At 68.7% G+C, this 13,145-nt stretch carries 12 protein-coding genes; 8 read left to right on the top strand and 4 right to left on the bottom strand.

Annotated elements, in window-relative coordinates; all coding sequences use genetic code 11:
• Nucleotides 1-20: 20 nt before the first annotated feature.
• Both ABFX18_RS12910 and ABFX18_RS12905 read left to right on the top strand, forming a co-directional pair.
• Nucleotides 21-1,649 carry a DUF5684 domain-containing protein gene (locus ABFX18_RS12910; protein ID WP_346058534.1) on the top strand — a complete coding sequence of 543 codons (1,629 nt, stop codon included), beginning with the start codon at nt 21-23 and terminating at the stop codon, nt 1,647-1,649.
• 180 nt (nt 1,650-1,829) lie between these two features.
• Nucleotides 1,830-2,528: an endonuclease/exonuclease/phosphatase family protein gene (locus tag ABFX18_RS12905; RefSeq protein WP_090146703.1), complete on the top strand. Its 699-nt coding sequence runs from the start codon at nt 1,830-1,832 to the stop codon at nt 2,526-2,528.
• A gap of 47 nt (nt 2,529-2,575) precedes the next feature.
• Here ABFX18_RS12905 and ABFX18_RS12900 read toward each other — a convergent pair whose 3' ends face one another.
• Both ABFX18_RS12900 and ABFX18_RS12895 read right to left on the bottom strand, forming a co-directional pair.
• Nucleotides 2,576-3,367 carry a GntR family transcriptional regulator gene (locus tag ABFX18_RS12900; protein WP_346058533.1) on the bottom strand — a complete coding sequence of 264 codons (792 nt, stop codon included), beginning with the start codon at nt 3,365-3,367 and terminating at the stop codon, nt 2,576-2,578.
• 97 nt (nt 3,368-3,464) lie between these two features.
• Nucleotides 3,465-4,052 carry a MarR family winged helix-turn-helix transcriptional regulator gene (locus ABFX18_RS12895; protein ID WP_346058532.1) on the bottom strand — a complete coding sequence of 196 codons (588 nt, stop codon included), beginning with the start codon at nt 4,050-4,052 and terminating at the stop codon, nt 3,465-3,467.
• A gap of 188 nt (nt 4,053-4,240) precedes the next feature.
• Here ABFX18_RS12895 and ABFX18_RS12890 point away from each other — a divergent pair, with 188 nt between their 5' ends.
• Nucleotides 4,241-5,386 carry a 5-(carboxyamino)imidazole ribonucleotide synthase gene (locus ABFX18_RS12890; protein ID WP_346058531.1) on the top strand — a complete coding sequence of 382 codons (1,146 nt, stop codon included), beginning with the start codon at nt 4,241-4,243 and terminating at the stop codon, nt 5,384-5,386.
• A 26-nt stretch (nt 5,387-5,412) separates the two neighbouring features.
• Nucleotides 5,413-5,925 carry a 5-(carboxyamino)imidazole ribonucleotide mutase gene (gene purE / locus ABFX18_RS12885; RefSeq protein WP_346058530.1) on the top strand — a complete coding sequence of 171 codons (513 nt, stop codon included), beginning with the start codon at nt 5,413-5,415 and terminating at the stop codon, nt 5,923-5,925.
• Between the two features lie 57 nt (nt 5,926-5,982).
• On the opposite strand, the gene ABFX18_RS12880 is transcribed toward purE, so the two are convergent.
• A complete protein-coding gene (locus ABFX18_RS12880) occupies nt 5,983-7,098 on the bottom strand; it encodes a glycosyltransferase family protein (RefSeq protein WP_200330069.1) in 1,116 nt (371 codons plus the stop codon).
• 299 nt (nt 7,099-7,397) lie between these two features.
• On the opposite strand from ABFX18_RS12880, the gene galE reads away from it, so the two are divergent.
• The 3 genes from galE to ABFX18_RS12865 are packed head-to-tail and all read left to right on the top strand — an operon-like array spanning nt 7,398 to nt 10,856.
• Nucleotides 7,398-8,411 (top strand): UDP-glucose 4-epimerase GalE, encoded by a 1,014-nt coding sequence (gene galE / locus ABFX18_RS12875; protein WP_346058529.1) that lies wholly within the window; start codon nt 7,398-7,400, stop codon nt 8,409-8,411.
• A complete protein-coding gene (locus tag ABFX18_RS12870; protein WP_346058528.1) occupies nt 8,408-9,838 on the top strand; it encodes an LCP family protein in 1,431 nt (476 codons plus the stop codon). Before galE ends, ABFX18_RS12870 begins: the two co-directional genes overlap by 4 nt.
• A gap of 40 nt (nt 9,839-9,878) precedes the next feature.
• Nucleotides 9,879-10,856, top strand: a complete 978-nt coding sequence (locus ABFX18_RS12865; protein WP_211650100.1) for a glycosyltransferase — start codon at nt 9,879-9,881, stop codon at nt 10,854-10,856.
• A 29-nt stretch (nt 10,857-10,885) separates the two neighbouring features.
• Here ABFX18_RS12865 and ABFX18_RS12860 read toward each other — a convergent pair whose 3' ends face one another.
• Nucleotides 10,886-11,425 carry an Rv3235 family protein gene (locus ABFX18_RS12860; protein WP_336661222.1) on the bottom strand — a complete coding sequence of 180 codons (540 nt, stop codon included), beginning with the start codon at nt 11,423-11,425 and terminating at the stop codon, nt 10,886-10,888.
• Nucleotides 11,426-11,632: 207 nt separating this feature from the next.
• On the opposite strand from ABFX18_RS12860, the gene ABFX18_RS12855 reads away from it, so the two are divergent.
• Nucleotides 11,633-13,144: a histidine kinase N-terminal domain-containing protein gene (locus ABFX18_RS12855; protein WP_090146722.1), complete on the top strand. Its 1,512-nt coding sequence runs from the start codon at nt 11,633-11,635 to the stop codon at nt 13,142-13,144.
• Nucleotide 13,145 lies beyond the last annotated feature (1 nt).

Genomic DNA, 13,145 nt, shown 5'->3' with positions numbered 1-13,145 from the left:
CCAACGGAAAAGAGTGATTCATGGTCTACGAGAATTCGACGCAGCTCGGTGCTGGGTTCTTCCTCGTCTTCGGTGTCTGGTCGCTCGTCGGCCTCGCGGTCTACGTCTGGTACCTCTGGTCGCTTTCGCGACTCTTCCCCTACCTGGGACTGCCCTCCGGGTGGGGCTGGATCCCGCTCTGGAACCAGTGGCAGCTGATCCAGCGGGGCGGTCTCCCGGGCTGGCTCGCGCTGTTCATGATCGTTCCGGGTCTCAGCATCATCGTGCTCGTGGTCTCGATCATCGCGATTCACCGCATCAACACCGAGTTCGGCAAGGGCGCCGGTTTCACGGTGCTCGGAGCGTTCATCCCGCCGTTGTGGGCGACCCTCTTCTCAGCTCAGCTGCGGGATCGAGAGTTCGACGCAGCGGGATACGCCGCCGCCGGCTACCCCGCGGCTGATGGCTTCGGGGTCGACGGAGCCGGCTACGCCGGTGCTCCGGCGTACGGGACTGCCGGCTTCGCGCCGCAGCCCGCAGCGGGTCAGCACGATCCCAGTTGGCAGGGCCTGCCTCCGGTGCCGCAGCAGCCGGCGGTTGCGCAGGACCCGTGGGCCGCAGCCCCCGTGCCGGAACCCGCGAATGGCGGATGGCAGCAGCCCGCGCCCCCGCAGCCGGTGCAGCGCCAGCAGCCGGTGCAGAACCAGCAGCCCGTGCAGAGCCAGCAGGCAGGGTCGGGCGCGCAGCAGCCGGTCGTGAACAACTGGGGGTTCAGCAATACGACAGAAGGCGATTTCGAGCGTCTCGCGGCTGAGGGAGTCGCGCCGCGCGCGCCGCAGCCACTCGGCGGGGAAGCCCCTCCGCGCCCCTTCTCCTGGCCCGCCGTCGAAGACACCAACGTCGAGCACGAGTCCGGCCCGATGGTCCTTCCCGAGCCGTCAGCCGCAGTGCTGTCGCAGGCTCCCGAGAGCGACCAGCGAGCAGCGCCCGCTCCACCCCCAGTGCCCGCGCACCCTCCCGTGAGCCCGGGGGCGGAGCCGCTTCCGACGCCCGCCCCTGAGCCCGCTCCGGAGCCGTCGATCTTCGACCGTGGCGCTCCAGCCCAGCCGGCGGCCGAGCCCGCAGCCCAGTCGGCGGTCGAGCCCGCTGCGCCGCCGACGCCCGAGCCCGCTGCGCCGACTCCCGCCGCCTCCGTCGCTCCACCCACTGCTCCGGTCGCTGCATCGGCGGCTCCCGCCACGACGCCGTCGGTGCCCGTTTCTGCCATGCCGCCGGCCGCGCCTCCGGTCGCGCCTCCGGTCGCCGCACCGGGCGGGCTCGACGAAGATCACACGGTCGTCGTGTCGCGACGCTCGCGGTGGGCGCTCGAACTGCCCGGCGGCGAACTCCTCGAACTCGACGGCGACGACATCGTCATCGGTCGCAAGCCGGAGGCGCGTGAGGCGTCGTCGGTGCTGCAGATCACCGATCCGACGCGTACGACGTCGAAGTCGCACGCGCGCCTGCGCCGCGCAGGCGAGGACTGGTCGATCGAGGACCTCCAGTCGACCAATGGCGTCTCGCTCGTCGGCGCCGACGGAACCGCGACGCAGCTCGAACCGGGCCGGGTCGCTCCGGTGACGGAGCAGATGATCATCGGCACGCTCGAGGTGCGGTTGCGCCAGCTGTAGCAGGGGCAGCGGTGCGCCTCGGGTCCGGTGCGCCCGATGGGGCACTGCAACGCCCCGCACGGCGCCAGCAGCAAGCTGAGTGATTTGTCAGGAGTGACACGCTGACTCCACAGGCCGCCGGGCGTAGGGTGTCTTCTGTTGGGCTCAGCCGCCCTGCACGACCACATGGAGGTACGCGATATGAAGGTCATCAGCTACAACTTGCGGAAGAACCGCGCCCTCAGTGAGCTGGATGCGCTCACGGACGATCACGGCGTCGATGTGCTCTGCCTGCAAGAAGCTGAAGCCGTCGCGCTTCCCGCACGACTCGGGCACCTCTCACTCGTGCACGCGACCGAGCGCAACCGCCTCGGTCTTGCGATGTACGTGCGCGACGGGCGCTTCCACACGCGCTCCGCCCACACGTTCCAATTGAAGAAGTCACTGCACGACCGTCTGCTCGCCCCCGCTCACGAGCGTCTCCTGGGCGTGCGGATGCATGATTCGGAGTTGCAGCGCGACCTGGTCGTCGCCTCGTTCCACGCGGCCCCGCTCACGGCGCTCAACTCGCTGCGCCGGCATCAGATCCACGCCGCCCTCGCCGAGCTGCGCCATCTCGGGCCCGGTCTGCCGGCACTCATGGTCGGAGACTACAACTACCCGGTGTTCAAAGGACGCCTCGATACCGAGATGCGCGACACCGGCTACGAGCTGAGCCTCAGCGACAAGCGCACCTACACGCGCTACAAGATGTTCCGGGGCCACTTCGATTTCGCGACCTCGATGGGCCTCGACATCGACAGCGTGCGTACGCTCGACCGCGGCACGTCGGATCACCTTCCGATCATGGTGACCGCCTCGATGTCCGAGATCCCGGCGCTGCAGACCGCTGCCGCATAAGGCACCGCCTGCGTCCTGCGACGCGACATTCCGGACCTCGGATGCGGCTAGCGGCCAGCCCCGTCGTACAGGGAGAGGAGGCCGCCCGCCGGGGTCGCCGTGTGACGGGACAGATGGTTGCGGTGCTTCGCGCTGTTCTCGACCACGAATGTCGCCATGGTCGGGAGATACCGGTCGTCGGCGCTCTCGATGACGGTGCCGAACTCGTTGTAGGCGAGGCGGCGCACCCGCAGCAGTGGGCTGCCAGGCGCGATGTGCAACTGCTCCACCTCGAGCGGGTGCGCCGCGATCGCGTCGATGACGTGGCGCGCGCGAGTCGGGACGATTCCGACGTTGGCGAGTGCCTGCGTCACGCTGCCGTGCTGGAAGTCGGTGCCGAGCAGGTGCTTGCCGATCTCATACGGGAACAGCGAGCGCTCGAGCATCGCAGGTTTCTCGTCGAGGTAGCGCACGCGGATGATCTCGATCACCGGTGCGTCCGGGGCGATCTGCAACTCGCGGGCGCACTCCTCGGTCGCTGATCGGCGACTCGCCTCGATGACGCGTTGGCCGGGCGTCAGCCCCAGTTCGCGGGCCCACTCGCTGAACGAGATGAATGTATCGAACGATTGCGGGGGAGCGGTGTGCTGCACACGAGGCGGGGTTCCCCGGCCACCCACGATCATGCCGTCGGCGCGCAGAGCGGCGAGCGCTTGGCGCACGGGGCCGCGGGATGTGCCGAACTCGGCGATGAGCGATTTCTCGCTCGGAACCTTCTCGCCGGGCTGCCACGCGCCCGTTCGGATGCGGTGGATCATCTCCTCGTACAACTGCACGTGGAGCGGCGATGAGGTCGTCATGTGGCCACTGTATAAGTCACGACTTGGTTACGGCCGCCCGTGGGGTAACGGCTGCGTGAACGATCGGCGAACGGCGGGTGAGACGAAGGGGCCGGCCCTACTGCGGGGGAGGATCGGCGGAGTCGACTCCCGTCGGCGTCGGCGTCGGCGTCGGTCCGGCGCCGTCGGATTCGCCTCGGTGGTCCCGCCCGCGGCGGGGCCCGAAGGGCTCGCTGCTCATACCGTCGGCGGATGCGTTGAACCGGTGCAGCGAGACGCGCAACTGCTCGAGCTCTCCTGGGCTCCAATCGGCGAAGCGCTCGTGGTACGCGTGCGCCCATTTCTGGCGGATGGCACCGAGCAGCTCCTCCGCCTTGGGGCTCGGCGTGAGCAGTACGACACGGCGATCCTCGGCCGCTGGCTGCGTGTCGACCAGTTCGAGCTCGCGCAGCTTCGTCACCTGCCGGCTCACCATCGCCTTATCCATGTCGAGCATCTGACTGATCCCCGTCGCGGAGATCGGGCCTTTGCGCAGGATCAGCTGCAGCATCATGATGCCGATGCCTTTGAGCTCGGGGTCCACCTCTTCCGCGTACCGCGCCCACCGAGTGCGCGCGAAGGCGAAGACCTCGGAGAACTCAGCGATGATCTCGGAGATGCCGTCGTGGTTCGCGGCATCCGTGGCGGGCTCGCTGGCATCGTGCATAGCTACTAGTGTGCCGCGCCCAGCCCGCTGCCGCGCCCGGCGCGCTGGAGTGTTCCCGCGCGTCGGTTCATCTCGCGCTGCGCAGGCGCCCGGCCCGCGGCGCGAATGCGCACCCGCGGCAATGCGGCAGAATGGAGGCGTGAGTCGGCGTCGCACTGCGCCGACGACGCGAACCCGAGAGGCGAGACGTGACGCAAAACGGCAGCATCAAGATCGGCGTGATCGGTGGCGGGCAGCTCGCCCGCATGATGGTTCCCCCGGCGATCCACCTGGGGCTGCGCATCAGCGTGCTCGCCGAGAGCGAGGGAGCGAGCGCCGAGCGTGCTGCTGATGTCGTCGGCGACTACCGTGACGCCGAGACGGTGTACGCGTTCGCCGAGACCGTCGACGTCATCACGTTCGACCACGAGCACGTGCCGCAGTCGATCCTGCACGAGCTCGTGTCGCGCGGCGTCGCCGTGCACCCGCGCCCGGAAGCGCTGCAGTACGCGCAAGACAAGATCGTCATGCGCGAGAAGCTCGCAGAGCTGGGCGTGCCCATCCCGGACTGGACCGCCGCCGCCGACGAGACCGATCTCCAGGCCTTCCTCGACGCGCACGGCGGACGAGCCGTGGTGAAGACCGCGCGCGGCGGGTACGACGGGAAGGGCGTGCGCGTCATCTCCGACGCCGCAGAGGTCCGCGACTGGTTCACCGCGCTCGCCGAAGACGGGAACGGCGGTTCTCTGCTCGTCGAAGAGCTCGTCGATTTCGTGCGAGAGCTCTCGCAGTTGGTCGCACGTCGGCCGAGCGGGGAGACGCGCACCTGGCCGGTCGTCGAGACGATCCAGCGCGATGGCGTCTGCGCCGAGGTGCTCGCGCCCGCCCCGACCGACCGTGCCGAGGTCCTCGAGCAGGCCGCCGGCATCGGTGCGATCGTGGCCGAGGGTGTCGACGTCACCGGTGTGCTCGCCGTCGAGATGTTCGAGACCCGCGACGGTCGGGTACTCGTCAACGAGCTGGCCATGCGTCCCCACAACTCGGGGCACTTCTCCATCGAAGGGTCGGTGACGAGCCAGTTCGAGCAGCACCTTCGCGCCGTCGCGGACCTGCCGCTCGGCGATACCTCCATGACCGCGCCCGCAGCGGTCATGGTGAACGTGCTGGGCGGGCCGGCCGAAGGCCCGATGCCGGTGCGATACGCCGAGGCCCTCGCTGCGCACCCGCGCGCCAAGTTTCACAGCTACGACAAGCAGCCGCGGCCTGGACGGAAGGTCGGGCATGTCACCGTGACGGGCGAGCAGCTCGACGCGGTGCGCGCGGAGGCGGTCGCCGCTGCCCAGCACTTCGAGTGATCCTGCGCGCCGATACGATGGAGAGCATGGCTGAATCCTCCGCACCCCTCGTCGGCGTCATCATGGGCTCCGATTCCGATTACTCGGTCATGACCGACGCCGTGCAGGTGCTGCGCGAGTTCGGCATCGCCCACGAGGTCGAGGTGGTCAGCGCGCACCGCACCCCCGAAAAGATGGTGACCTATGCTCGCGAGGCCGCCGCCCGCGGTCTCCGCGTGATCATCGCGGGTGCGGGCGGAGCGGCGCATCTGCCCGGCATGGTGGCGTCCATGACGACGCTTCCGGTGATCGGCGTTCCCGTGCCGCTGGCGAAGCTCGACGGACTCGATTCCTTGCTGTCGATCGTGCAGATGCCCGGCGGCATTCCCGTGGCGACTGTGTCGATCGGCGGCGCGAAGAACGCAGGGATTCTTGCGGCGCGCATCCTCGGCTCATCCGACACGACGATCGCGAAGCGCCTCGCCGACTACGCCGACGGCCTCACTGCCGCCGTGGGGGAGAAGAACGACGCGCTCAAGACGCGCATCGCCGCCGAGTAACCGTCGACCAGCCGCGACCCAGCGCAGGTCACTGGCACGAACGGCAGCTCACGCGAGCTACAGGTTCGCGTGGGTCTCCCAGAGGTTCCAGGCCGAAGCGCGCCAGCTGAACCCTCGGCTCCGGTCGCATGCGAGCACCGTGAGCGTGGGCAGGGCACCGGTCTGGCCGACCAGGTCGTGGTACTCACGGGCGAATGCTTCCGCGGTATCTCCTGACACGCCCGCATCGAGAACGAGCTCCTCCGTGGCGGGGTGGCCGGCGTGCACCACTGGCACGGCCGCGTCGAGCGCGGCGAGCACGGTGTAGCCCGTTCCGGCGAACGACTGCGGCTGGACGAGCACCAGGGCTGCGGCGAGCACTGCGCCCACGTCCGAGAGATCTGCGATGCGCACCGTGTGCACACGGCCCTGCAGGTCCTGCGGGATATCCAGTGCGGATTCCCGGTCCTTCTCGCGGGTGGTCGCGCCCTGCGGATCCAGGCCGTCGAGCACGACGAGCGGCGGAAGGCGCTCGTCGCTGCGCATCGCGTCGAACACCCACTCGAGTCTGCCGTGCTCGCCGGGTCGGGCCGTGGTGACCGCGAAGCGATCGGGGAGCCCCCACGCGTCCCGGCGCTCCGCAGCGTCAGCGGGCGCGGCGAAGGCGGAGGGTGTGGCGAGCGGGAACACCTGCACCGGGAGGTCGCTGCCGTACTGCTGCTGCAGCACGCGCGCGGTGGCGTGCGTCGGAGTGAGAATGATGTCGGCGTGCTTGACGGCCCGTCGCGCGAACGCGCGGAAGAGGCGCGCCTGCGAATTCCCGAGCAGCGACGGCGCCTCCCAGGCGATGCTGTGCGGAATCGTGACCGAGGTCTGCGAGCCGTCATCGTCGCCGCGGGATCGCAGCGGCATCATCGGAGTCAGCGCGTGCACGAACTCGCCGTCGAGAGGTCGAGCGGTGGCGCCGTTCTGCCAGACGAGCGGCAGGACGCTGGCGCGCAGCGGAAGCATCTCCGTGGCGAGTCGCGGAGACGCGAAGTCCGGCATCTCGCCGCCGCGAGCCAGCAGGTATCGGGCGCTGCAACTGCGTGGAGCGGTTTCAGCGACCGCCTGTGCGAGATCACGAGCCGCTGAGGCGTGCGCCGCGGCTTCCCAATCGGGGAACGGGTCGGCGATGAGGGTGAGCGTCGCCAATCGAACTCCCCTCGAATCGTCATCTCACGTGCGTGCGGTACGAGCCCGCACTCCACATTGTATGGAATGCGAAGCTGAGAGCGGCTGTGCGCCACGGCGTAAAGCACTGGAGTGAGACGTAATTGCAACAATTCGGGGCGCGCTCCGAGTTTTCGCGCTCTCGACGTGTCTCGCCGATGCTCCAGCCGCTCACGCAGGCGGGGTGAGCGAGCACCGGTCGGCACATTCTCGGCACGCAAAGCAGATCATTGCGGTGCGGCTTGAGGTTTCCCCCACGATCCGCGAAGTACCCTGTCCCCATGCGTGTTTTGTTGACAGGCGGCGCCGGCTACATCGGCTCGCACACTGCACTCGTTCTGATCGAACGCGGCCATGAGGTGATCGTGCTCGACGACTTCTCCAACAGCAGTCGCGAGGCGGTGCGGCGCGTCGAGGAGCTGAGCGGGGCGACGGTGCAGATCGTCGAGGCCGACCTCGCCGACCGGGATGCGGCGCGGAGTGCGCTCGCAGATGTCGCCTTCGACGCGGTGATCCACCTCGCCGGGCTGAAGGCCGTCGGCGAATCGGTGGCGCAGCCGACGCGGTACTACCGGGTGAACCTCGATTCCACGATCGTGCTGCTCGACGTCCTCCGCGAGCGCAGCATCACGAACTTCATCTTCAGCTCATCGGCCACCGTGTACGGCGACCCGCAGTACTCCCCGATCGACGAGGCGCACCCCGCGGGCGTCGGCCTCACCAACCCCTACGGGTGGTCGAAATTCATGAACGAGCAGATCGTGCGAGATGCGCAGGTCGCGTGGCCCGAACTCGGCGCCGTGCTGCTCCGCTACTTCAACCCCGTGGGGGCGCACCCCTCGGGGCGCATCGGGGAGGACCCGAGCGGGATCCCGAACAATCTCATGCCGTTCATCGCGCAGGTCGCGGTGGGCAAGCGCGAGCGGCTCAGCGTCTTCGGCGACACGTATCAGACCGTCGACGGTACGGGCGTGCGCGATTACATCCACGTGATGGATCTCGCCGAGGGGCACGTCGCGGCGCTCGAGCACAACACCCCCGGCGTCTCCACTTACAATCTCGGATCGGGCATCGGCTCGAGCGTGCTCGAGGTCGTGCGAGCCTTCGAGACGGCCTCCGGCCGGCCGGTCCCCTATGCGATCGAAGCGCCGCGATCGGGTGACGTTGCGGAGACGGTGGCAGATCCGTCGCTCGCGAACACCGAGCTCGAATGGCGCACCACCCGCGACCTGGCCGAGGCCTGCCGCGACTCGTGGAACTGGCAGTCCGGGAACCCTGCGGGATACCGCGCATGACGCTCGACCTCGAGCGGCCGCTGCGCCACCCCGATCTGGTGTCAGAACCGCTCATGAGCAAGCGAGCCAGATGGCTCGTGATCCTCGGCTTCATCCTGCCGGGGACCGCTCAGGTGGTCGCCGGCAACCGCCGCCTCGGTCGGTTCGGGCTCATCGCCACGGCGATCCTCGTCGTCGGAGTCATCATCGCGGGCGTGAGCCTGGTGCTCGCGCGCACGGCGACGCTCACGTTCTTCACGAACAGCATCGTGCTGCTCGTCGTGCAGTGGTTGCTCTTCATCTACGCGGTGATCTGGGTGGTGCTCGGCATCGACACGCTCCGGCTCACGAAGCTCGTGCGCGTGCAGCGCGGGTGGCGCGTTCCGGTCGCGATGCTCTCGGTGCTGCTCACCATCGTCCCCGCCGCTGGCGCCGCCTGGGCCGGAAACGCCGTCGGAGCCGGCCGCGGGCTCATTGGCGACCTCTTCCGCAGTGCACCGGCGGTCGCGCCGGTCGACGGCCGGTACAACATCCTGCTCCTCGGCACAGACGCCGGATCGGACCGCGAGGGCCTGCGTCCCGACAGCATCTCGCTCGTCAGCATCGACGCCGAGACCGGGCAGTCGATGATCGTCGGACTGCCGCGCGAGCTCAAGGACACCCCGTTCCCCGAGGGCTCTCCTCTCGCCCCCGTCTATCCGGAGGGATACTGCGACGAGGTCAACAACTACGAGATCGTGGACGGCGGCGGCTACTACTGCTTCACCACCGGCAACCTCAACTCGCTCGTCACCGAACTCGAGGATTCGGGATCGCCGTCGTACGACGGCATGTACGCCGACGCCGTCTCCCAGGGATCGTCGCCCGGCATCGAGGCGACCAAGGACGCGGTCTCGGGGGCGACGGGACTCGAAGTGCAGTTCTACGTCCTCGTGAACATGGACGCGTTCGAGAGCCTCATCGACGCGCTCGGGGGCATCACCATCAACGTGCAGGAGCGCCTGCCGATCGGAGGCCAGGTCGACGAGATGACGGGCGAGCTGGTCGGCGTCGAAGGCTGGATCGAGCCGGGCGAGCAGCAGATGGACGGGTTCACGGCGCTCTGGTACGCCCGATCGCGGTACGGGTCGGCCGATGGCGACTACGCGCGGATGCAGCGGCAGCGCGAACTCCAATCGGCCATTCTCGCGCAGATGAATCCGCAGAACGTCCTCGCGCGATTCCAGGAGGTGCTCTCGGCGGGTTCGCAGCTCGTTGACACCGACATCCCTGACTCCATGCTCGGCCGATTCGTCGACCTCGCCGCCGACGCCCGCGGGTACGAGCCGGTCAACGTCGAGCTCGTTCCGCCCGCGATCGACCCAGAGGCCCCGGACTGGGCGACGGTGCAGCAGCTCATCGCCGATGGGATCGCCGCCTCGTCTCCGGCCGAGGAAGAGGCGGGCTAGACTTGCCGGGTTTGCTCGAAACGCGAAGGAGACCGATCGCATGCGTGTGACCGCCGTGCTGGTGGCCTACAACCGGCGAGAACTGCTGCGGGAATCACTCGCCGCTCTCGCCGCGCAGAGCCGACCCGTCGACCGTCTCGTCGTGGTCGACAATGCGTCGGACGACGGATCGGTCGAGGTCGCCGCCGAGATGCTGGAGGCCTGGGGCGAGCGTGCGCGTCACATCGAGCTCACCGAGAACACGGGCGGCGCGGGAGGGTTCGCGACCGGGATCGCGGCTGCCGTCGTCGAGGACGATACCGACTGGGTCTGGGTCATGGACGACGACACCGTGCCAGGGCCGGATGCGCTCGCGGGAGCCCTCGAGACCTACGAGCGGTACCGCGCGTCCGGGCCGGACGACCTCGCCGTGATGGGCTCACGCGTCGTGTGGACCGACGGGGAGGACCACCCGATGAATACGCCGAAGCCGAAGATCCGCGCATCGGAAGCTGAGCGCGCGCGGGCCGCGTCCGTCGACGCCATGGAGATCCGTTCCATCTCGTTCGTCTCGGCATTCCTGCGCGCCGCCCGCGTCCGCGAGCAGGGTCTGCCGATCGCCGACTACTTCCTGTGGAACGACGACTTCGAGTACTCGGCGCGCCTGCTGCGCGGCGCGCGCGGGCTGTATGTTCCGGCCTCGGTGGTCACGCATCGCACGGTGAAGCGGGGGTCGAGCGATCAGGATCCGGGTCCGCGGTTCTTCTACGAGGTGCGCAACAAGCTCTGGGTGTTCCGGCGGAGCCCGGCACTCTTCGGGTGGGAGAAGCTGCTGTACTCCGCCGCGACCGCGCGGCGCTGGTTCCGAACCTTCCGGGCGTCGCGCGATCGCGCGCAGCTGCGCGACTGCCTGCGGCGCGGGTGGAAGGCCGGGTGGCTCACCGCGCCGCGGTCGACGCGCGACGTGCTGCGCAACGCGGGGGTTCCCGTCGACGTGATGTACGAAGTCGAGAAGCTGTCGCGGTTGAACGACCGGTAGGTTTCAGCCGGTCCAGTTCGCGCCGCGTGTCAGAGCACCGTGATGTCGGTCGCGCGCCAACGTTCCCTGCGGTGTTCGAGGCGGATCGCCACGACGGTCGAGCGCGAGTCGGTGTGGAGCACGACGGTCGCCTCGATGATGTGGGGGAGCGGCGTGCTGAGATGCGCTCGGCCCGGCGTCGCCGTGCGCCGTCGACGGTCTCGCGTGAGGGCCTCGCGTTCCGCGCGGAGAGCTCGTCGCGCTTTCAGCGCAGCAGCGACTTCCGGAGTGATCCAGCCACCGAACTGCGCGACCGACCGCACCCCCTCGAGCACCTCGAAGGCGTACACCGCGAGACGCTGCACGAATGCGTCGGGAGGTGGATCGACCGGTGGACCGTCGAGCACCGCGCGATGACCGGGCACCCGTGACGGCGACGGGGAGCGTGCGGGAGGTGCCGCACCGAGCCCGCTCGCACTCGGCACGACATCCGGCACCGCGTGGAGGTGACTGCGCGCGTGGGCGCGCGGCTGCTGCGGAACCGCGCGCAGCGTACGGTCGTGCTGGGGCGTTGGAGCGGAGGCAGGCATGACGGGTCCCTTCGAACGGATCCGCGCGCCGCTCCCGTTGCGACTCACCCTCACTGCACTGCCGGATTCGAGATGATGTGGTCATCACCCTATGCACTGCGCCCTATGGGGTGTCAAGAACTCCCGGATGGCGGGAGACACCGCGCCCGTGCTTTCAGACGCGGATCTCGGAGTTCGCTCCCGGACGCGGTGCTCTAGTCTGGGGTCGTGGCCACACTGCGCAATCTTGCAACGAAGTACTCCTCCCTCGATGAAGAGGAGATCGAATGGCTCGAGCTGCTCACGCTCGATCTGCGCCTGCTCGCGGATCTCGCCCTCGGCGACGTGGTGCTCTGGGTGCCGACGAGTGACGAGAACTACCTCGCGATCGCCCACAGCAGGCCGGCAGGTTCGGTGACGCTCTTCTACCGCGACGTGATCGGCGATCTGCTGCGAGCCGACTGGCGCGAACTCGTGGACGAGGCGATGACCAGTACGAATCCGACGGTCTCCACGTCACCGGCCTGGTATGAAGAGAATCCGATGCGTCTTGCCGCGTACTCCGTGAGTCGCACCGATGCCGACGGAGAGGTGCAGGGTCCGTTCGCCGTCATCACCGTGCACACGAGCGTGGCCGATACGCAACCGGCCTCTCGCATCGGAGCCGCGTTCCGCGAGGTCGCGGCTGACCTGCTCGGCATGATCCAGAAGGGGATGTTCCCCGTTCCCGGGAGCTCCCGCGGAGGGGAGCAGGGCGCGCCGCGCGCAGCCGATGGGCTCGTGCGCATCAATCTCGACGGGGTCGCGACGTTCGCCAGCCCGAACACCCAGACCACGTTCTCGTCCCTCGGGTTCCGGGATGAGATCGAGGGCGAGAACTTCAGCGAAGTGGTCGCCGACATCGTGAAGGGGCAGTTCGACACCAACGAGTCGCTGCCGCTGATCGCGCAGGGCAAGATCGCGAAGCGCGTTGAGATCGACACGCACGGACATACGATCACATTGCGTTCGATACCGGTCTTCCGCGACGGAGCCCGCGTCGGCGGCATCGTGCTGACGCGCGACGTGACCGAGCTGCGCCAGCAGGCGCAGGAGCTCATCACGAAAGACGCGACGATTCGCGAGATCCATCACCGGGTCAAGAACAATCTGCAGACCGTCGCATCATTGCTCCGCGTGCAGGCCCGCCGCGCCAGGAGCGAAGAGGCGAAGCAGGTGCTCGGCCAGGCCATGCGCCGGGTCGCGGCAATCGCCGTCGTGCACGACACGCTGTCGACCGGGCTCTCGCAGATCGTCGACTTCGACAAGGTCTTCGACCGCGTGATCGGGCTCGCCGCAGAGGTGGCCAGCCTGCACAACACGACGGTGCACCCGCACAAGGAAGGGGAGTTCGGCGAGCTGCCCTCGGAGTACGCGACCCCTCTCGCCCTCGCGCTCACCGAGATCGTGACGAACGCCGTGGAGCACGGACTCGCAGGCCGCGAGGGCGAGGTCTTCGTCACCGCCCGGCGTACCGATGAGCAGCTCACGGTCGAAGTGGTCGATACGGGCACCGGGCTTCCCGGCGGCACGGTCGGCGACGGGCTGGGCACGCAGATCGTGCGCACGCTGATCGAAGGCGAACTCGGCGGGAGCATCACCTGGGGCCCGGACGCCGGCGGTGGCACCCGCGTCGCGATCCAGGTCCCGCTGCATTGGATCTCAACGCAGACGCGGGAGATCCCGCGGGTGCCAGCCTGAT

Source organism: Leucobacter alluvii (assembly GCF_039530485.1).
GTDB classification, from domain to species: Bacteria; Actinomycetota; Actinomycetes; order Actinomycetales; family Microbacteriaceae; genus Leucobacter; species Leucobacter alluvii.
Note: the sequence above shows the minus strand (reverse complement) of the source record. Positions and strands in the feature narration are given on the sequence as shown.